The 17337-nt window shown below is 70.8% G+C and carries 16 protein-coding genes and 1 riboswitch; of the genes, 9 read left to right on the top strand and 7 right to left on the bottom strand.

Features of this window, described 5'->3' with window-relative positions:
* Positions 1-153: 153 nt before the first annotated feature.
* From sigR to ACZ79I_RS26815, 8 genes are all read left to right on the top strand, one after another.
* Positions 154-837 carry an RNA polymerase sigma factor SigR gene (gene sigR / locus ACZ79I_RS26780; RefSeq protein WP_471505233.1) on the top strand — a complete coding sequence of 228 codons (684 nt, stop codon included), beginning with the start codon at positions 154-156 and terminating at the stop codon, positions 835-837.
* Positions 834-1136: a mycothiol system anti-sigma-R factor gene (rsrA, locus tag ACZ79I_RS26785; protein WP_381079509.1), complete on the top strand. Its 303-nt coding sequence runs from the start codon at positions 834-836 to the stop codon at positions 1134-1136. The genes sigR and rsrA overlap by 4 nt, the downstream gene beginning before the upstream one ends.
* A gap of 195 nt (positions 1137-1331) precedes the next feature.
* Positions 1332-2786 carry an HD-GYP domain-containing protein gene (locus ACZ79I_RS26790; protein ID WP_471500171.1) on the top strand — a complete coding sequence of 485 codons (1455 nt, stop codon included), beginning with the start codon at positions 1332-1334 and terminating at the stop codon, positions 2784-2786.
* Positions 2783-4063, top strand: coding sequence for an HD-GYP domain-containing protein (locus ACZ79I_RS26795; protein ID WP_471500173.1), 1281 nt, complete (start codon positions 2783-2785; stop codon positions 4061-4063). Before ACZ79I_RS26790 ends, ACZ79I_RS26795 begins: the two co-directional genes overlap by 4 nt.
* A gap of 177 nt (positions 4064-4240) precedes the next feature.
* The gene (locus ACZ79I_RS26800) at positions 4241-5221 is read left to right on the top strand and encodes a tetratricopeptide repeat protein (protein WP_381079503.1); all 981 of its coding nucleotides are present in this window, start codon (positions 4241-4243) and stop codon (positions 5219-5221) included.
* A gap of 97 nt (positions 5222-5318) precedes the next feature.
* Positions 5319-5969, top strand: a complete 651-nt coding sequence (gene def / locus ACZ79I_RS26805) for a peptide deformylase (RefSeq protein ID WP_471500175.1) — start codon at positions 5319-5321, stop codon at positions 5967-5969.
* Positions 5970-6297: 328 nt separating this feature from the next.
* On the top strand, positions 6298-7353 hold the full coding sequence (cyc1, locus tag ACZ79I_RS26810) for an epi-isozizaene synthase (protein ID WP_471500177.1): 1056 nt from the start codon (positions 6298-6300) through the stop codon (positions 7351-7353).
* Positions 7350-8753, top strand: a complete 1404-nt coding sequence (locus tag ACZ79I_RS26815; RefSeq protein ID WP_471500179.1) for a bifunctional albaflavenone monooxygenase/terpene synthase — start codon at positions 7350-7352, stop codon at positions 8751-8753. Before cyc1 ends, ACZ79I_RS26815 begins: the two co-directional genes overlap by 4 nt.
* A gap of 15 nt (positions 8754-8768) precedes the next feature.
* Here ACZ79I_RS26815 and ACZ79I_RS26820 read toward each other — a convergent pair whose 3' ends face one another.
* Positions 8769-9731, bottom strand: a complete 963-nt coding sequence (locus ACZ79I_RS26820) for a GlxA family transcriptional regulator (RefSeq protein ID WP_471500181.1) — start codon at positions 9729-9731, stop codon at positions 8769-8771.
* A 93-nt stretch (positions 9732-9824) separates the two neighbouring features.
* On the opposite strand from ACZ79I_RS26820, the gene ACZ79I_RS26825 reads away from it, so the two are divergent.
* On the top strand, positions 9825-10079 hold the full coding sequence (locus ACZ79I_RS26825) for a hypothetical protein (protein ID WP_471500183.1): 255 nt from the start codon (positions 9825-9827) through the stop codon (positions 10077-10079).
* Here ACZ79I_RS26825 and ACZ79I_RS26830 read toward each other — a convergent pair.
* The 6 genes from ACZ79I_RS26830 to ACZ79I_RS26855 all read right to left on the bottom strand — a co-directional run bounded on the left by ACZ79I_RS26830 (position 9992) and on the right by ACZ79I_RS26855 (position 17276).
* Positions 9992-11017: a ribonucleotide-diphosphate reductase subunit beta gene (locus ACZ79I_RS26830; protein ID WP_471500185.1), complete on the bottom strand. Its 1026-nt coding sequence runs from the start codon at positions 11015-11017 to the stop codon at positions 9992-9994. The two genes, ACZ79I_RS26825 and ACZ79I_RS26830, sit on opposite strands and share 88 nt — an antisense overlap.
* Positions 11017-13416, bottom strand: a complete 2400-nt coding sequence (locus ACZ79I_RS26835) for a ribonucleoside-diphosphate reductase subunit alpha (protein WP_471500187.1) — start codon at positions 13414-13416, stop codon at positions 11017-11019. Before ACZ79I_RS26835 ends, ACZ79I_RS26830 begins: the two co-directional genes overlap by 1 nt.
* Before the next feature lie 132 nt (positions 13417-13548).
* Positions 13549-13660, bottom strand: a riboswitch (adenosylcobalamin-variant (AdoCbl-variant) riboswitch).
* 75 nt (positions 13661-13735) lie between these two features.
* On the bottom strand, positions 13736-14260 hold the full coding sequence (locus ACZ79I_RS26840; RefSeq protein WP_471500189.1) for a GNAT family N-acetyltransferase: 525 nt from the start codon (positions 14258-14260) through the stop codon (positions 13736-13738).
* A gap of 72 nt (positions 14261-14332) precedes the next feature.
* Positions 14333-15961 (bottom strand): monocarboxylate uptake permease MctP, encoded by a 1629-nt coding sequence (gene mctP / locus ACZ79I_RS26845; RefSeq protein WP_471500191.1) that lies wholly within the window; start codon positions 15959-15961, stop codon positions 14333-14335.
* Positions 15958-16224, bottom strand: a complete 267-nt coding sequence (locus tag ACZ79I_RS26850; RefSeq protein WP_471500193.1) for a DUF3311 domain-containing protein — start codon at positions 16222-16224, stop codon at positions 15958-15960. The genes mctP and ACZ79I_RS26850 overlap by 4 nt, the downstream gene beginning before the upstream one ends.
* 287 nt (positions 16225-16511) lie before the next feature.
* The gene (locus tag ACZ79I_RS26855) at positions 16512-17276 is read right to left on the bottom strand and encodes a GntR family transcriptional regulator (protein WP_471500195.1); all 765 of its coding nucleotides are present in this window, start codon (positions 17274-17276) and stop codon (positions 16512-16514) included.
* Positions 17277-17337 lie beyond the last annotated feature (61 nt).

The following is a 17337-nucleotide window of genomic DNA, read 5'->3' on the forward strand; positions in this document are numbered from 1 at the left end:
TTCGATCCGAACCGTTGCAGCAGCGCTGACCTGGACTGGACGGTGCTGCACACGACCAGGACCGCTCCGATTCGAGCGGCGGCGGGCAAGGATGTTCGTCTATTCTCCGATTCCAGTGGGACCGGTTTCGGTCCTGCCACATCGCTGGAGGAGGTGGGTCCGGTCACCGGTACCGACGGAGGGACCGAACACGGCCAGGCGGAGCAGCCCGAGGGCCGGGGCACGGGTGTGGAATCGTCCACCGAGCGCAGCGCGCGCTTCGAACGGGACGCACTCGAGTTCCTCGACCAGATGTACTCGGCCGCGCTGCGCATGACGCGCAACCCCGCCGATGCCGAGGACCTGGTGCAGGAGACGTACGCGAAGGCGTACGCGTCCTTCCACCAGTTCCGTGAGGGCACCAACCTCAAGGCGTGGCTGTACCGGATCCTCACCAACACGTTCATCAACTCGTACCGCAAGAAGCAGCGCGAACCCCAGCGCAGCGCGGCCGAGGAGATCGAGGACTGGCAGCTCGCGCGCGCCGAGTCGCACATGTCGACCGGTCTGCGCTCCGCCGAGTCCCAGGCACTCGACCACCTTCCCGACTCGGACGTCAAGGAAGCGCTGCAGGCGATCCCCGAGGAGTTCCGCATCGCCGTCTATCTCGCGGACGTCGAAGGGTTTGCGTACAAGGAGATCGCGGACATCATGGGGACACCCATCGGTACGGTGATGTCCCGGCTGCACCGGGGCCGTCGTCAACTGCGCGGCATGCTCGAGGATTACGCCCGTGAGCGCGGGCTGGTCCCGGCCGGTGCCGGAGAGTCGAACGAAGCGAAAGGCTCGGGCTCATGAGCTGCGGAGAGCCGCACGAGACGGACTGCAGTGAGGTGCTCAAGCATCTCTACGAGTTCCTCGACCGTGAGATGCCGGACATCGACCGCACCAAGTTCGAGCACCACTTCGAGGAGTGCTCGCCGTGCCTGGAGAAGTACGGCCTGGAGCAGGCCGTGAAGAAGCTGGTCAAGCGGTGCTGCGGCCATGACGAGGTGCCGACCGACCTGCGGGCGAAGGTCATGGGCCGCATCGAGCTGATCCGCTCGGGCCAGACGCTCCCCGAGCACGACGTGACCGCGACGCCGCAGGAGTCCTGAACTCCAGTTCGGGCAACCCGCGGCCGGGCCGCGACGTGCGTCACCCGAATGTGCTAATCCGCGGGGCGTGCTCCCACGGATTCCCCCAAATGCCACCCTCGTGCGCCGCCCTCCCCTTTAGGCTCCGGAGCCTCAATGGGCATGTCCGGGCCCGCCCCGGTTCGGGGCCGGGCGCGGGTCCGGGGGAGGTGCGTCATGGGGCCGGTCCGGCCAGCGGTGCGCGTGTACGTCGGCTGCGCCGTGCTCGGCGCCCTCGTGTGCGTGGCTCCCGCCGCGGACCTCCGGGTCCCCTGGCGGGCGGTCCTCGCGCTCGCCGCGCTCTACGCCGCCTTCGAACAGATCCCGCGCTGCCGCCTCGGCGGCCGCGCGGCCCCCGAGGGCCTGGGCCCCTTCTTCCCCGTGCTGCTCGCCGGCGCCTTTCTGCTGCCGCCGCCGGCCGCCGCCCTCGTGCCGCTGCCCGGGGCGCTGCTCGCCCCCGTCGCCCGGCGGCCGCAGTGGCTGCGCCGGAGCTGGCGGGCCGCCCAGCTGGCGCTCGCCGTGGCGGCCGCCTCACGGGTCCACGCGGCGCTGGGCGGCCCGGAAGCGGCCGCCGCCCCCCGCTTCCCGTACGCGCTGCTGCCGGCCGGGGCCGCCGTGGTGGCGTTCTGCCTGGTGCTGACCACGCTCGACAGCGGGATCCTGGCGCTGGGAGCGGGCGTACCGCCCAGGTCCGCCGGACAGCCGGGGAGGGGCCGAGAGCTCGGGGGCGCCTGGCGCGGGCTGTTCCTGGGCTCCCTCGCGCCCGTCGCCGTGCACGGTCTCGCCGGGCTGATGATGGCGGTGCTGTGGCGCAGCCTGTACGGACCGGTCGCCGCGTTGTTCGTGCTCCTGCCCATGTACCTGTCGTGCTGGGTGTTCGCCCAGTACCACCGGGAGCGCGCCGCCCACCAGGCCACCATCCGCGCCCTCGTCCAGGCCGTCGACATCAAGGACGGCTACACGCGCGGGCACAGCGAGCGGGTGGGGCAGGCGTCGATGATGATCGCGCGCGAACTCGGCATGGACGACGAGCGCGTAGAGGTGCTGCGGTTCGCCGGGATCCTGCACGACATCGGCAAACTCGGCGTCCCCACCCGGCTGTTGAGGAAGGACGGGCCGCTCACGCCGGAGGAACGGCGGATCATCGAGCTGCACCCCGAGTACGGCCACGAGATGGTCCGCGGGATCGGGTTCCTCGGTGAGGCGCGGTCGGCGATCCTCCACCACCACGAGCGGCTGGACGGCAGCGGATACCCCTACGGCCTGATGGGCACTCAGATCCCGGAGTGCGCGCGGGTGGTGGCGGTCGCCGACGCCTTCGACGCCATGACCTCGACCCGCTCCTACCGGCGCGCCCGTCCCGTCGCTGCCGCGCTGCGGGAGCTGGAGCGGTGCGCGGGCGCGCAGTTCGACCCGGCGATGGTGCGGGCGCTGATCCGCGCGCTGGAGCGGTGGGGGTGCCCGGGCTCAGGGGGCTCCCCCCGATCGAGTGAAGCCGGGGGTGGGGGAGAGGCCGAGGGCGGCTGGTATCCGGCGGTGACCTCGGACGAGGAGCGTCCCACCGTGCCGTCGCCGGCCCTGCCCGTGCCCGGCCCGCTGGAGGGACAGCGACACGGCGGGGGCGGCGCATGACCGTGCGGGGGCTGCCCCTGGTGCTCGCCCATGCGGCCGCGGCGCTGCTCGCCGTCGGCTGCCTCGGCAGCACCCTCTGGCACGGCCTGGAGGAACCCTCCGTCGCCCTCGCCTTCGGGGTGCTCGTCGCCGTCGGGGAACTGTCCCGGTGGAGTGACGGAGGGGAGCGGGAGCCCGCGCCCCTCGGGGCGGCCGGGGCGCTCTCCTACGCCCTGCTCGGACAGAACGCCGGGCAGCCCACCCACCACGGGGTGCCCCAGGTCGTCACCGTGGTCCTCGCGGCCGCCCTGGCCGGCTGCGTCCCGCACGTGGCCCGCGGCCGCGGATCCACCGCCGACCACCTCACCCGTCGCCTCCTCACCGCCGGCTTCGCCGCCGTCTGCTTCCAACCGGTCTACGACCACGGCAGTTTGCACGGCGGGGGCGGACCCGCCTACGCGCTGCTCGTCGTCGCCCTGCTCGTGCTCACCACCCTGTGCGACGCCGTGCTCGCCGCCGCCCTCGCGCACTCCCGCACCGGCTGGCCGTTCGGGCCGCTGCTGCGCGACGAACTGCGGGCGAGGCTCGGCATCGACTCGGCGGTGTGCGCGACCGGCGCGGTGATGTCGCTCGCCGTCGGGGTCGTGGGCCTGTGGGCGCTGCCCGTCTTCTCGCTGCCGCTGCTGCTCACCCAGCTGTCCTACCGGCGGTACGCGGCCGTGCGCGCCACCTACCGGCAGACCATCGCCTCTCTGGCGCGGGCCACCGAGATCGCCGGGTACACACCCCCCGGGCACGCCCGCCGCGTGGCCGCGCTCAGCCGGGCCGTCGGCCGGGAGCTGGGCCTGTCCGAGCCGGAGCTGACCGTGCTGGAGTACGCGGCCCTCATGCACGACATCGGGCAGCTCAGCCTCGTCGACCCCGTGCCCGCCGGCGCCACCGCCGCGCTGCCCGCCGAGGAACAGCGGCGCATCGCGCTCCTCGGCGGTGCCGTCGTCCGCCAGACCGGGGTGGACGCCGCGGTGGCGGTCGTCGTGGAGCGGCAGGCGGACCCCTACCGGGAGCAACCGGTCAGCGCCAGGATCGTGCGGACCGTCAACGCGTACGAGGAGATGGCGAGGGAAGAGGCAGGACCGGGAGGACCGCTCAGCGCGCTGGAGCGCCTGCGGCTCGGCTGCGCCCGCGACTACCAGCCGGAGGTCGTGGAGTCGCTGGCCAGAGTGCTGCGGCACAGGGGCGGTGCAGCGGTCCACCCGGGCGGCCGGCTCCGGGGGAGCCCCGGGCGGGTGCCGTGGTGAAGAAGGACGGGCGGTCTGGTCGTGCCGTCATCGGGGTAACCCATGGGTAATGAGCGCCCGTCCGGCGGTACGTGGTTGGATGCGAGGAGAGGGGACCGGGGGCACGGCGCGGACGTGGCCCCGCGGACGCCGGGCGACCGGCAGACGGGAAGCGCAAGGGACTGGCAGGCGGGAATCGTGAGGATCTTCGGCAAGGGACGGCACCGGCCCTCCGCCTCCTGGCGGCAGGCCACCGACCGCGCGTTCACGCTGATCGGCGACGGGCGGTACGAGGACGCGGGGGCGCTGCTGACCCGTGCCGCGGACCTGGAGCCGTGGCTGTCGGAGTCCTGGTTCAACCTCGCGCTGCTGCACAAGTTCCGCCACGACTGGGAGCAGGCCCGCACCGCCGGGCTGCGCGCCGTCGCCCTGCTCGACCGCGAGACCGGGGCGCCCGACTGGTGGAACGTGGGCATCGCCGCCACCGCCCTGCAGGACTGGCCGCTGGCCCGCCGCGCCTGGCAGGCGTACGGCCTGCGGGTGCCCGGTGGCGCGACCGCCTCCGGAGAGCCCTTCGGCATGGAGCTGGGCAGCGCGGCGGTGCGGCTGTCGCCGGAGGGCGAGGCGGAGGTCGTCTGGGGGCGCCGACTGGACCCCGCCCGCATGGAGGTGCTCTCCATCCCGCTGCCGTCCTCCGGGCGCCGCTGGGGCGAGGTGGTGCTGCACGACGGCGTCCCGCACGGCGAGCGCACGACGGCCGCCGGGCACGCCTACCCCGTCTTCGACGAGATCGAGTTGTGGGCGCCCTCGCCGGTGCCCACCTGGGTCGTGCTGCTGGAGGCCGAGACCGAGGACGACCGGGACGCGCTGGAGCAACTGGCCGCCGACGCGGGCTTCGCCGCCGAGGACTGGTCCTCGTCCGTGCGGCTGCTGTGCCGGATGTGCTCAGAGTCGCGGATGCCGTCCGACGAGGGCGACGGCGAGCACCTGGACCCGCACGACCACAGCGAGCCCGGGCACCCGGGACCGCTGGGGCACCGCACGGACGGGCAGCTGTGGGTGCCCGAGCGCGAGTGCGGCATCGCGGCGCCCGCCTCCCTGGTGCGCGGGCTGCTCGACGGCTGGGTCGCGGACAGCCCGGACTCCCGGGACTGGCGGGACCTCGAAGAGGTCTGCTGACACCGTCCCGCCCCAGGATCCCGGGGAGGGCACCCGGCCCCGCCCCGTAGGCTGTACGGGCAGGTTTCTCCAAGGTTGCAGGAAGGCGTACGTCGTCATGGCGCAGCAGGACACCGATCAGCAGCACGCGGGCGTGCTCCCCGTGGACGACGAGGGCTTCGTCATCGACACCGAGGACTGCCCGGAGCGCGAGGCCGCCTGGCGCGAGCGCGGCACCTCGCGGCCGATCACGGTGGTCGGCAACCCGGTGCTGCACAAGGAGTGCAAGGACGTCACGGAGTTCGGCGAGGAACTGGAGCGGCTGGTGGCGGACATGTTCGCCAGCCAGCGCACCGCCGAGGGCGTGGGACTCGCCGCCAACCAGATCGGCGTCGACCTGAAGGTCTTCGTCTACGACTGCCAGGACGACGAGGGCGTCCGGCACGTCGGCGTCGTCTGCAACCCGCGGCTCGTGGACCTGCCCGCCGACCGGCGCCGCCTGGACGACAGCAACGAGGGCTGCCTGTCCGTGCCCACCGCGTACGCGCCGCTCGCCCGCCCCGACTACGCCGAGGTGACCGGGCAGGACGAGAAGGGCAACCCCGTCAAGGTGCGCGGCAACGGGTACTTTGCCCGGTGTTTGCAGCACGAGACGGACCACCTGTACGGCTACCTCTACATCGACCGGCTGTCCAAGCGGGAGCGCAAGGACGCCCTGCGGCAGATGGCCGAGAACGCGCCGCGCTACCCCGTGGTGGCCAACGACTGAGCCGGCCGAGGGGGCGGAAGAGCCCCGGACGCCGCTACCGACGCCGACGCCTGGCCGGGTTCTCCCGGCCAGGCGTCGTTCATATGTGCGACGCACATTCGAGCCCTTGGACATACCAGCTGATCCATAATCAGTCACCGGGGGAGCATTCTCGGCACAGTGGGGTAGTGCGTGGAGCAAATCCGTTCCCACGGCGGTCAGTTGTGGTGCTGAATGGAAAGCGCTGAGATACGCAACGGGCGCACGCCCGGCACGGCAGGGGGCGGAGCGCCGACTGGCGGCTGAGAGGGGTTTGTCCGTGCCAGCTTTCCCGCACAGCACTTCATCCATGACAAGGGTGGTCGCGGTTCCACCGGCGCTCTCCCTGCCGGTGATCGAGACCGCGTTTCCCCGCCGACTGCACCCGTATTGGCCCCGTCTGCAGGAGAAGACGCGTTCCTGGCTGCTGGAAAAGCGGCTCATGCCGGCGGACAAGGTCGAGGAACACGCCGACGGCCTGCGCTACACCGACCTCATGGCGGGCTACTACATCGGCGCGCCCGACGACGTCCTGCAGGCGATCGCCGACTACAGCGCGTGGTTCTTCGTCTGGGACGACCGTCACGACCGCGACATCGTCCACCGGCGGCCCACCGCCTGGCGGAGGCTGAAGCGGCAGCTGCATGCCGCCCTCGACTCCCCACGGACCCACCTGTACCACGCGGATCCCCTGGTCGCAGGGCTCGCGGACAGTGTGATGCGGCTGTACTCGTTCCTCAGCGACAAGTGGAACGCCCGCTTCGCCCGGCACTTCCACGCGGTGATCGAGGCGTACGACCGCGAGTTCCGCAACCGCACCTCGGGCACCGTCCCGACCGTCGACGCCTATCTCGAACTCCGGCGGCTCACCTTCGCCCACTGGATCTGGACCGATCTGCTTGAGCCGAGTGCGCGGCACGAAATGCCCGACGCCGTACGGAAGCACCCCGCATACCGGCGGGCGGCACTGCTGAGCCAGGAATTCGCCGCCTGGTACAACGACCTGTGTTCGCTTCCCAAGGAAATCGCGGGCAAGGAGGTCCACAATCTCGGAATCAGTCTCATTCACCATCGGGGACTGACACCCGAAGAGGCCGCCGAAGAAGTCCGCCGAAGGATCGAGGGCTGCATATCCGATTTCCTCGCCGCGGAGAAGGAGGCGCTGCGGTTCGCGGACACACTCGCCGACGGGACCGTGCAGGGAAGCGAATTGAGCACCGCCGTGAAGAGGATCGTCGCGAATATGCGGAACTGGTTCAGCACCGTGTACTGGTTCCACCACGAGTCCGGCCGGTACATGGTCGACAGCTGGGACGACCGCTCGACACCCCCGTACGTCGACAACCAAGCGGCAGGTGAGAAATGACCCGGAAGTCCTCTCCCAACCCCCCGGCTCCCCCCGGCGAGCCGGCGCCCCCGCGGCCCGGTCCGTCGGCTGAGGGGCGGATTGCGCCCCTCGCGGCCGGCGGTGTCCCCGGGCTCGGACACGGCTGGAAACTGGCCCGCGACCCACTGGGCTTCCTGTCCCGGCTGCGCGACGACGGCGACGTCGTACGGCTGAGGTTCGGCCCGAAGACGGTGTACGCCATCACCACCCCGGCGCTCACCGGGGCGCTCGCGCTGAACCCCGACTTCCACGTCGGCGGCCCCCTGTGGGAGTCCCTGGAGGGCCTGCTCGGCAAGCGGGGCGTGGCCACCAGCAACGGCCCGCTGCACCAGCGTCAGCGGCGGGCGATCCAGCCCGCCTTCCGGCAGGACGCCATTCCCGGCTACGGACCGGTCATGGCGGAGGAGGCGCACGCGCTCGTGGAGCGCTGGCGGTCCGGCCGGCCCTTCGACGTCACGGCGGAGGCGTTCCGGGTGGCCGTGCGTGTCACCGCCCGCTGCCTGATGGGCGGCACATACATGGACGCGCGGGCCGACCGTATCTGCGCCGCCCTCGCGACGCTCTTCAGCGGCATGTACCAGCGGATGGTCGTGCCGCTCGGGCCGCTGTACCGGCTGCCGATTCCGGCCAATCGCGAATTCAACCGGGCTCTGGCCGATTTGCATCTCCTGGTCGACGAGATCGTCGCCGCCCGCCGGGCATCCGGTCAAAAACCGAACGATTTGCTGATGGCTTTGCTGGAGGCGAAGGACGAGAATGGCGAGCCCATTGGGGAGCAGGAGATCCACGACCAGGTCGTCGCGATAGTCACGGCCGGCAGCGAAACAGTCGGCTCCATGGTCATGTCGCTCCTCCAGGTCCTCACCGATCACCCCGAACAGGCGGACAAGATCCACGACGAGGTGAAAACCGTCGTGGGTGACCGGACGGTCGCATTCGAGGACATCGGGAAGCTGACGCACACCGCGAATGTCATCGTCGAGACAATGCGTTTGCGCCCGGCCGTATGGATATTGACGCGGCGGTCGGTCGCCGACACGGAACTCGGCGGGTATCGCATTCCGGCCGGGTCGGACGTCGTGTACAGCCCCTACGCGATCCAGCGCGATCCACGGTCGTACGAGCGTCACGCGGAGTTCGACCCCGACCGCTGGCTGCCGGAGCGGGCCAAGGACGTGCCCAAGTACGCGATGAGCCCCTTCGGGGTGGGCAACCGGAAGTGCCCGGGCGACCACTTCTCGATGGCCGAACTCACGCTCATCACGGCGGCGATGGCGTCGGCGTACCGCTTCGAGCAGGCACCGGGCTCCGACGACAGGCTCCGTATCGGGATCACGCTCCGCCCGCGCCGGCTGCTGCTGAAGGCCCTGCCCCGGTGAGGTGCGGGCGCACGTTCAGGCGGCCTGCGGGCCCCTGAACGTGCGCCTGTAGGCGTTCGGCGTGGTGCCCAGGGCGCGGACGAACTGATGGCGCAGCGCCGCCGCCGTGCCGAAGCCGGTGCGGTCGGCGATCGCGTCCATCGTCTCATCGGTGCGTTCCAGCAACTCCTGGGCCAGCAGTACCCGTTGGCGCAGGATCCAGCGGTACGGGGTGGTGCCGGTCTCCTGCTGGAACCGGCGGGCGAAGGTGCGCGGCGACATATGGGCGCGGGCGGCGAGCTGCTCGACCGTCACCTCCTCGTCGAGGTGCCGCTCCATCCACGCCAGCACCTCCGCGACCGTGTCGCACTGCGACCGCGGCAGCGGCCTCTCGATGTACTGGGCCTGGCCGCCGTCGCGGTGCGGCGGCACCACCATGCGCCGGGCGATCCTGTTGGCGACGTCCGGCCCCTGCTCCTTGCGCACGATGTGCAGGCAGGCGTCGATGCCGGCCGCGGTGCCCGCGGAGGTGATCACCGGATCCTCGTCGACGTACAGCACGTCCGGTTCGACGACGGCCCGCGGGAAGCGCCGGGCGAGTGTGTCCGCGTGGCGCCAGTGCGCCGCGCAGCGCCGCCCGTCCAGCAGCCCGGCGGCGCCCAGCACGAAGACGCCGGAACAGACGCTGAGCACCCGGGCCCCGCGCCCTGCGGCCCGGCGCAGCGCGTCCAGGAGCTCCGGCGGGTACGACCGCGACACATAGGTCTCCCCGGCCGGCACGGCGATCAGGTCGGCCTCCTCCAGCCGTTCCAGCCCGTGTGCGGTGGACAGGGTGAATCCGCAGTCGGTACGGAGCAGGGGTCCCTCGGCCGAGGCGACCGCGAAGTCGTACACGGGCAGTCCCTCGTCGCTGCGGTCGATGCCGAACACCTCGCAGACGACGCCGAGTTCGAAGGGGTGCACGCCGTCGAGGAGGACGGCCGCCACGTTCTTCAGCATGGGACCAGTGTGCCGCGGAAGTGGCAGTAATTCGAGGGTGTGCGGCAGTCCTGCCACTCACGGTAAGGGGCATCCGGCGGGACAGTGGTGTCCATGGATACGACACACGCGGAAGCCCTCACCGGAATGCTCACCGTCCTCGGGATCCTCGTCCTCCTCGTCCTGCCCTCACTGATCGGCATCGCGCACGAACGCCGTGTCGACCACCGGATCAGGCAGGCCGAGGAGGCACGCGAGGAGGCAGGCGAGGAGGCAGGCGGTCAGAAGTCCTCGTCGAGGTCGACGGTCCCCTCCACCGCGACCTGGTACGCCGACGGACGCCGCTCGAAGAAGTTGGTCAGCTCCTGAACGCCCTGGAGCTCCATGAAGGAGAAGGGGTTCTCCGAGCCGTACACCGGGGCGAAGCCCAGGCGCGTGAGGCGCTGGTCGGCGACGCACTCCAGGTACTGCCGCATCGAGTCGGTGTTCATGCCCGGCAGGCCGTCGCCGCACAGGTCGCGCGCGAACTGCAGCTCGGCCTCGACGGCCTCCCGCAGCATGCCGGTGACCTGCCGCCCCAGCGCGTCGTCGAAGAGGTCCGGCTCCTCCTTGCGCACGGTGTCGACCACCTCGAAGGCGAAGCCCATGTGCATCGTCTCGTCGCGGAAGACCCAGTTGGTGCCCGTGGCCAGACCGTGCAGCAGGCCGCGGCTGCGGAACCAGTAGACGTACGCGAAGGCCCCGTAGAAGAACAGGCCCTCGATGCAGGCCGCGAAGCAGATGAGGTTGAGGAGGAAGCGGCGGCGGTCGGCCGCCGTCTCCAGCCGGTCGATCCGCTCCACCGAGTCCATCCACCGGAAGCAGAACCGTGCCTTCTCGCGGATCGACGGGATGTTCTCGATCGCCGCGAAGGCGGCGGCCCGCTCCTGCGGATCGGGGAGATAGGTGTCCAGCAGCGTCAGATAGAACTGGACGTGCACGGCCTCCTCGAACAGCTGGCGGGACAGGTACAGCCGCGCCTCGGGGGAGTTGATGTGCTTGTACAGGGTCAGCACGAGGTTGTTGGCCACGATCGAGTCGCCCGTCGCGAAGAACGCGACCAGCCGGCCGATCAGGTGCCGCTCCGCGGGGGTGAGCCTGGCGAGGTCGGCGACGTCCGAGTGGAGGTCGACCTCCTCCACGGTCCAGGTGTTCTTGACGGCGTCCCGGTAGCGCTCGTAGAAGTCGGGGTAGCGCATGGGGCGCAGGGTCAGTTCGAAGCCCGGGTCGAGCAGGTTCGCGCTCTTCTTCGGCGGGTGGAGGGACATCACTGGCACGCCTCGCAGGACTCGGGGTTCTCAAGGGAGCAGGCGACCGCGCCGGGGTCCGGGGCGGCCTGCTGCGCGGGGACGGCCGCCCGGGCCGCGCGGGCGATGCGGGTCGCCGGGCGCGAGCGCAGGTAGTACGTCGTCTTCAGGCCCCGCTTCCAGGCGTACGCGTACATCGAGGAGAGCTTGCCGATGGTCGGCGTCTCCATGAACAGGTTCAGGGACTGGCCCTGGTCCAGGAACGGGGTGCGGGCGGCGGCCATGTCGATCAGCCCGCGCTGCGGGATCTCCCACGCCGTGCGGTACAGCGTCCGCACCTCCTCGGGGATCCAGGCGAAGTCCTGCACCGACCCGTTCGCCTCGCGCAGCGCCTCCCGGGTGCGGGCGTCCCAGACGCCCAGCTTCTTCAGGTCGTCGACCAGGTAGGAGTTGACCTGGAGGAACTCCCCGGACAGCGTCTCGCGCTTGAACAGATTGGAGACCTGCGGCTCGATGCACTCGTACACGCCCGCGATGGACGCGATGGTGGCGGTCGGCGCGACGGCGAGCAGCAGCGAGTTGCGCATGCCGACGGCCGCGATCCGTTCCCGCAGCGCCGCCCAGCGCTCCGGCCAGGCCGGTTCGACGTCGTAGTGGTCGGGGTGCAGCACACCCTGGGCGGTGCGGGTCTTCTCCCAGGCCGGCAGCGGGCCGTGGACCTCGGCGAGGTCGGCGGAGGTCTCGTACGCGGCGAGCATGATGCGCTCGGCGACACGGGTGGACAGCGCCTTCGCCTCGGGTGAGCCGAAGGGCAGGCGGAGCTTGAAGAACACGTCCTGCAGACCCATCACTCCCAGGCCCACCGGGCGCCACTCGGCGTTGGAGCGGCCCGCCTGCGCGGTCGGGTAGTAGTTGATGTCGACGACGCGGTCCAGGAAGGCGACGGCGGTACGGACCGTGGCGTCCAGCCGCTCCCAGTCGAGGTCGCCGCTCGCCGCGTCGGCGAACGCGCCGAGATTGACCGACCCCAGATTGCAGACCGCCGTCTCCCCGTCGTGCGTGACCTCCAGGATCTCGGTGCAGAGGTTGGAGGAGTGGATGACGTGGCCCGGCCGTGCCGTCTGGTTGCCGGTGCGGTTGGCGGCGTCCTTGAAGGTCATCCAGCCGTTGCCGGTCTGGGCGAGCGTGCGCATCATACGGCCGTACAGATCGCGGGCCGGGATGGTCCTGCGGGCGAGCCCGGCGGCCTCCGCCGCGCGGTAGGCGGCGTCGAACTCCTCGCCCCAGAGGTCGACCAGCTCCGGCACGTCGGACGGTGAGAACAGCGACCACGGCCGGTCGGCCTCGACCCGGCGCATGAACTCGTCCGGGACCCAGTGCGCGAGGTTGAGGTTGTGGGTGCGGCGGGCGTCCTCACCGGTGTTGTCCCGCAGTTCGAGGAACTCCTCGATGTCGGAGTGCCAGGTCTCCAGGTAGACCGCGGCGGCGCCCTTGCGCCGGCCGCCCTGGTTCACCGCGGCGACCGAGGCGTCCAGGGTCTTCAGGAACGGGACGATGCCGCCCGAGTGCCCGTTGGTGCCGCGGATGAGGGACCCGCGGGAGCGGATGCGGGAGAACGACAGCCCGATGCCGCCGGCGTGCTTGGAGAGGCGGGCGACCTGGTGGTAGCGCTCGTAGAGGGAGTCCAGCTCGTCCTTCGGGGAGTCGAGGAGGTAGCAGGACGACATCTGGGGGTGCCGCGTGCCGGAGTTGAAGAGCGTGGGGGAGGAGGGGAGGTAGTCGAGGCGGCTCATCAGCCGGTAGAGCGCGGCGACCTCGTCCACGGTCCGGGAGCCGGACTCCGGGCCGGGCACCGTGTCCCCGGCGAGGCCGCAGGCGACGCGCAGCATGAAGTACTGCGGTGTCTCGACGGTCTTGCGGGTGATCGGGTGCCGCAGGAGGTAGCGGCTGTGCAGGGTGCGCAGACCGAAGTAGCCGAAGCGGTCGTCGGCAAGGGGGTCCACGAGTGCGTCGAGCCGGTCGGCGTGCAGGCGCACGAACGCGGCGGTGCGGTCGGCGATGAGCCCTTCCCGGTGTCCGGTGGCGATGGACTCCGTGAACGACGTGACGCCCTGTGACGCGGCCTCGGCCCGGATCCCGATCGTCAGCAGCCGGGCGGCCAGCCTTGAGTACGCGGGATCCTCGGAGACGAGGCCGGCGGCCGCCTCCATGGCCAGTTCGCGCAGCTCCGCCTCGTCCGTGTGCGCCGACCGGCCGCGCAGCGCGGCGGCGGCGACCCGGCCGGGGTCGGCGTCCGGAAGGTCGGCGGTCAGCTCGGTCAGGGTCCGCAGCAGCGCGGCACCGGGACCGTCCCTCCCGTCGGTCACCGCCGGTGTCGCGGACGGAGTCGCTGACACCGGGTCGGCTGGCGCGATGGTCACGTAGGGCTCTCCCTCGCTCGGCACGGGGCCTTGCGGAGGGTGGGGCGGCTCACGAGCGCACGCGGCGTCGCGTCCACCGGCCCATTCCACGAGGCCCGGACGTCAGGGCGCCGGGCCGGACGGCCGGGCGCGCTGTCGGCAGGCCCTCGGACTGACGCTCGTACGCGCACGCGGAGGCGAACACGCAGAAGTACACCGTTGCGGGACAGTTCCGGATTCGCACCGGATTCCCCTGCGGCGACAGCGAGCATGAGCATACATCTTGTGCCGGGGTTCGATGTCACCCCCAGATGTTGTGTCCTGTCGGCTTCGGGGTGTGTCAGAGGGGCAACTCATAGGTGAGGAGGGCGAGGTCGAGGTGCGGGATCGGGTTCCAGTCGCGCCCGGGGGTGCGGACGAAGCCCAGGCGCTCGTAGATGCGGTGGGCGGTGCGCATCGTGTGCTGGGTCGACAGGACGATCCGCACGCAGCCGTCCGTGGCCCGCGCCCGGTCGACACAGGCGCGTACGAGGGCCTCGCCGATCCCCCGGCCCCGGGCCGCGTGGGAGACGGCGAGCATCCGTATCTCGGCCTCGCCGGGGCGGGCGATGTCCGCCATGGGGCCCCCGTCCGGCACGAAGGTCACCCCGCCGAGCACGCTCCCCCGGGCAGCGGGGACGCTCGTGCGCCCGATCGCCACCAGCACCTCTGCGGCGGCGGCCCGCTTGGCCACGTCCCTCAGCTCGCCGAGGTACTCGTCGCTCTCCCCGAAGTCCAGGAGGCCGTCTCGGAGGTACGCCTGTGCGGTGATCTCCCCGAGCGTCTCGTAGTCGCCGGGTTCCGCCCGCCGGATCACGATGTCCATGAGGGTCAGTGTGCAGGACGGGTACGACAACGGGCCGCCGGATCACTCCGGCGGCCCGTCCTCAGGTCCGGCTCAGTGTGCGGTGTCCGCCGTGGCCGGCGGCAGTTCCACCTGCACCCCGGGGTCGCCCGCGTCCGCCGTGTAGTCGCCCGGCTGGGTCTCGTCGACGCCTTCCGGAGCCTTGACCGCCTTCAGGACGAGGGTCAGCACCACGGTGACCGCGACGTTCAGCACGAACGCCGTCAGGCCGATGTAGCCCATCTCGCCGATGCCGGGGATCTCCTTCGCCGAGCCGCCGAAGTGCTTCTGGGTCGGGGAGGCGACGCCGTACGCGGCGATCGTGCCGTACACCATGCCGACCGCCCAGCCCGCCAGCAGCGCCCAGCGGTGGAACCAGCGGGTGAACAGGCCGCCGACCATGGCCGGGAAGGTCTGCAGGATCCAGATACCGCCGAGGAGCTGGAAGTTGATGGCCACCGTCTTGTCCATCGTCAGGACGAAGACCAGGGCGCCCACCTTCACCAGCAGCGACACGATCTTGGAGACCCTGGTCTCCTGGTGGGGCGTGGCATCCGGCTTGATGAAGTCCTTGTAGATGTTGCGGGTGAAGAGGTTCGCCGCCGCGATGGACATGATCGCCGCCGGGACGAGCGCCCCGATGCCGATCGCCGCGAACGCCACGCCCGCGAACCAGTCCGGGAACATGTCCTCGAACAGCTGCGGGATCGCCAGCTGGCCGTTCTGCACCTTGACACCGGCCGCGATGGCCATGAAGCCGAGCAGCGCGAGCAGACCCAGCATCAGCGAGTACAGGGGCAGGATCGTGGTGTTGCGGCGGATCACCTCACGGCTGCGTGAGGACAGCGTCGCGGTGATCGAGTGGGGGTACATGAACAGCGCCAGCGCCGAGCCCAGCGCGAGGGTCACGTATGTCCACTGGCCCGCCTCCGGGGTCACCAGCGCCCCGCGCGGCTTGCCCGTCGCCGGGTTCGTCTGCGAGAACGCCTGGCCGGCCTTGGTGAAGATGTCGTCGAAGCCGCCCAGCTTGATCGGGATGTAGATGATCGCCACCGCGATGACGATGTAGATCAGCGCGTCCTTCACGAACGCGATCAGGGCGGGCGCCCGCAGACCCGAGGAGTACGTGTAGGCCGCCAGCACGCCGAAGGCGATCAGCAGCGGCAGGTCCTTCACGAACCAGTGCGTGCTCGTGCCGCCGCCCACGCCCATCACGTCCAGCACGGCCTGGATGCCGACCAGCTGGAGCGCGATGTACGGCATCGTCGCCAGGATGCCGGTGACCGCCACCGCCAGCGACAGGCCCTTCGAGCCGAAGCGGCCGCGCACGAAGTCCGACGTCGTCACGTAGCCGTGCCGGTGCGACACCGACCACAGACGGGGCAGGAACATGAAGATCAGCGGGTAGACCAGGATCGTGTACGGCACCGCGAAGAAGCCCATCGCGCCCGCCGCGTAGATCGCCGCCGGCACGGCCACGAAGGTGTACGCCGTGTAGAGGTCGCCGCCGAGCAGGAACCAGGTGATCCAGGTGCCGAACGACCGTCCGCCCAGGCCCCATTCGTCCAGGGTGTGCTCGTTGTCGGCCTTGCGCCAGCGTGCCGCCAGGAAGCCCATGACGGTCACGGCCAGGAAGAAGAAGACGAAGACGCCGAGCGCCACGCCGTTCACGCCGTCCTTCATTCCGCCGCACCGCCCTTCTTCGAGGCCTGGGCGCGCTGGTCACGCTGCCACAGCTTGTACGCGATCATCGTCAGCGCCGTGGAGATCAGCACCCACAGCATCTGGTACCAGTAGAAGAAGGGGATGCCGATGAAGGCCGGGTCCGTCTTGGCATAGGACCCGACCCACAGCATCGCGACAAAAGGAGCTAGGAGGCAGAGGGCGATGACGACGCGCACAGGCGTCACCACCGCCGTCCCTCTTGCGGTGGGCTCGTTCGACATGGGCGGCTCCGTCTCCTCACTGATCACTGGGGGTAACGCGCAGGCAATGTAGGTGACGGTGTCTGGAATGCGGAAGCCCCCTCCGCATATCGGTTTCCAACAGCAATAGAAACCCCCGGGGGTATATACCTCTGGGTCGTCCGTACGCACCCGTGTGAGTACGCAGCGTGACGGAACGGGGGCCGGGAAACGTTCTGGGTGGGCACCGGGCCGTCCTCCCGTCCGTGCGGCGACGGGAGGACGGTAGAGCAGCTTCGGGGGCGGCGCCATACCGCCCGCACGTTGTTCTACTCGGTGGGCCTCTTCAGCCTCGCCACGAACTTGTAGCGGTCGCCGCGGTAGACGGACCGCACCCACTCCACCGGCTGGCCCTGCCGGTCCAGGGAGTGCCGCGAGAGCATCAGCATCGGCAGGCCCACGTCCGTGCCGAGCAGGCCGGCCTCGCGCGGGGTGGCCAGCGACGTCTCGATGGTCTCCTCGGCCTCGGCGAGGTGGACGTCGTAGACCTCCGCGAGCGCCGTGTACAGCGAGGTGTACTTCACCAGCGACCGGCGCAGCGCCGGGAAGCGCTTCGCGGACAGGTGCGTCGTCTCGATGGCCATCGGCTCGCCGCTCGCCAGCCGCAGCCGTTCGATGCGCAGCACCCGGCCGCCGGGCGAGATGTCGAGCAGTCCGGCGAGCATGTCGTCGGCGGTGATGTAGCCGATGTCCAGCAGCTGCGAGGTCGGCTCCAGGCCCTGGGCCCGCATGTCCTCGGTGTACGAGGTGAGTTGCAGCGCCTGCGAGACCTTCGGCTTGGCGACGAACGTGCCCTTGCCCTGGATGCGCTCCAGGCGGCCCTCGACGACCAGTTCCTGCAGGGCCTGGCGCACGGTCGTGCGTGAGGTGTCGAACTCGGCCGCCAGCGTGCGCTCGGGCGGCACCGGCGTCCCGGGCGGCAGCGTCTCCGTCATCTCCAGCAGATGCTTCTTCAGACGGTAGTACTTAGGCACGCGCGCGGTGCGGACGGTCGCCCCGCCCTCGCTCTCCGCACTGCTGACGTCGGTGCTCATGCTCTGCCTTCCCGGCTCCGGATGCCGAAGCGACCGACAGGCCCGTCGGTCACGGCTCACA

It is taken from the genome of Streptomyces sp. PSU-S4-23, from assembly GCF_055632315.1.

What these genes read in the sequence shown, in the direction of transcription:
- ACZ79I_RS26825 (WP_471500183.1), top strand. Translation starts at nt 9,825, where the DNA reads ATGGATACGACACACGCGGAAGCCCTCACCGGAATGCTCACCGTCCTC.
- rsrA (WP_381079509.1), top strand. Translation starts at nt 834, where the DNA reads ATGAGCTGCGGAGAGCCGCACGAGACGGACTGCAGTGAGGTGCTCAAG.
- ACZ79I_RS26820 (WP_471500181.1), bottom strand. Translation starts at nt 9,731, where the DNA reads ATGCTGAAGAACGTGGCGGCCGTCCTCCTCGACGGCGTGCACCCCTTC.
- cyc1 (WP_471500177.1), top strand. Translation starts at nt 6,298, where the DNA reads ATGACAAGGGTGGTCGCGGTTCCACCGGCGCTCTCCCTGCCGGTGATC.
- ACZ79I_RS26855 (WP_471500195.1), bottom strand. Translation starts at nt 17,276, where the DNA reads ATGAGCACCGACGTCAGCAGTGCGGAGAGCGAGGGCGGGGCGACCGTC.
- ACZ79I_RS26790 (WP_471500171.1), top strand. Translation starts at nt 1,332, where the DNA reads ATGGGGCCGGTCCGGCCAGCGGTGCGCGTGTACGTCGGCTGCGCCGTG.
- ACZ79I_RS26850 (WP_471500193.1), bottom strand. Translation starts at nt 16,224, where the DNA reads ATGTCGAACGAGCCCACCGCAAGAGGGACGGCGGTGGTGACGCCTGTG.
- mctP (WP_471500191.1), bottom strand. Translation starts at nt 15,961, where the DNA reads ATGAAGGACGGCGTGAACGGCGTGGCGCTCGGCGTCTTCGTCTTCTTC.
- ACZ79I_RS26815 (WP_471500179.1), top strand. Translation starts at nt 7,350, where the DNA reads ATGACCCGGAAGTCCTCTCCCAACCCCCCGGCTCCCCCCGGCGAGCCG.
- ACZ79I_RS26795 (WP_471500173.1), top strand. Translation starts at nt 2,783, where the DNA reads ATGACCGTGCGGGGGCTGCCCCTGGTGCTCGCCCATGCGGCCGCGGCG.
- ACZ79I_RS26830 (WP_471500185.1), bottom strand. Translation starts at nt 11,017, where the DNA reads ATGTCCCTCCACCCGCCGAAGAAGAGCGCGAACCTGCTCGACCCGGGC.
- ACZ79I_RS26840 (WP_471500189.1), bottom strand. Translation starts at nt 14,260, where the DNA reads ATGGACATCGTGATCCGGCGGGCGGAACCCGGCGACTACGAGACGCTC.
- def (WP_471500175.1), top strand. Translation starts at nt 5,319, where the DNA reads ATGGCGCAGCAGGACACCGATCAGCAGCACGCGGGCGTGCTCCCCGTG.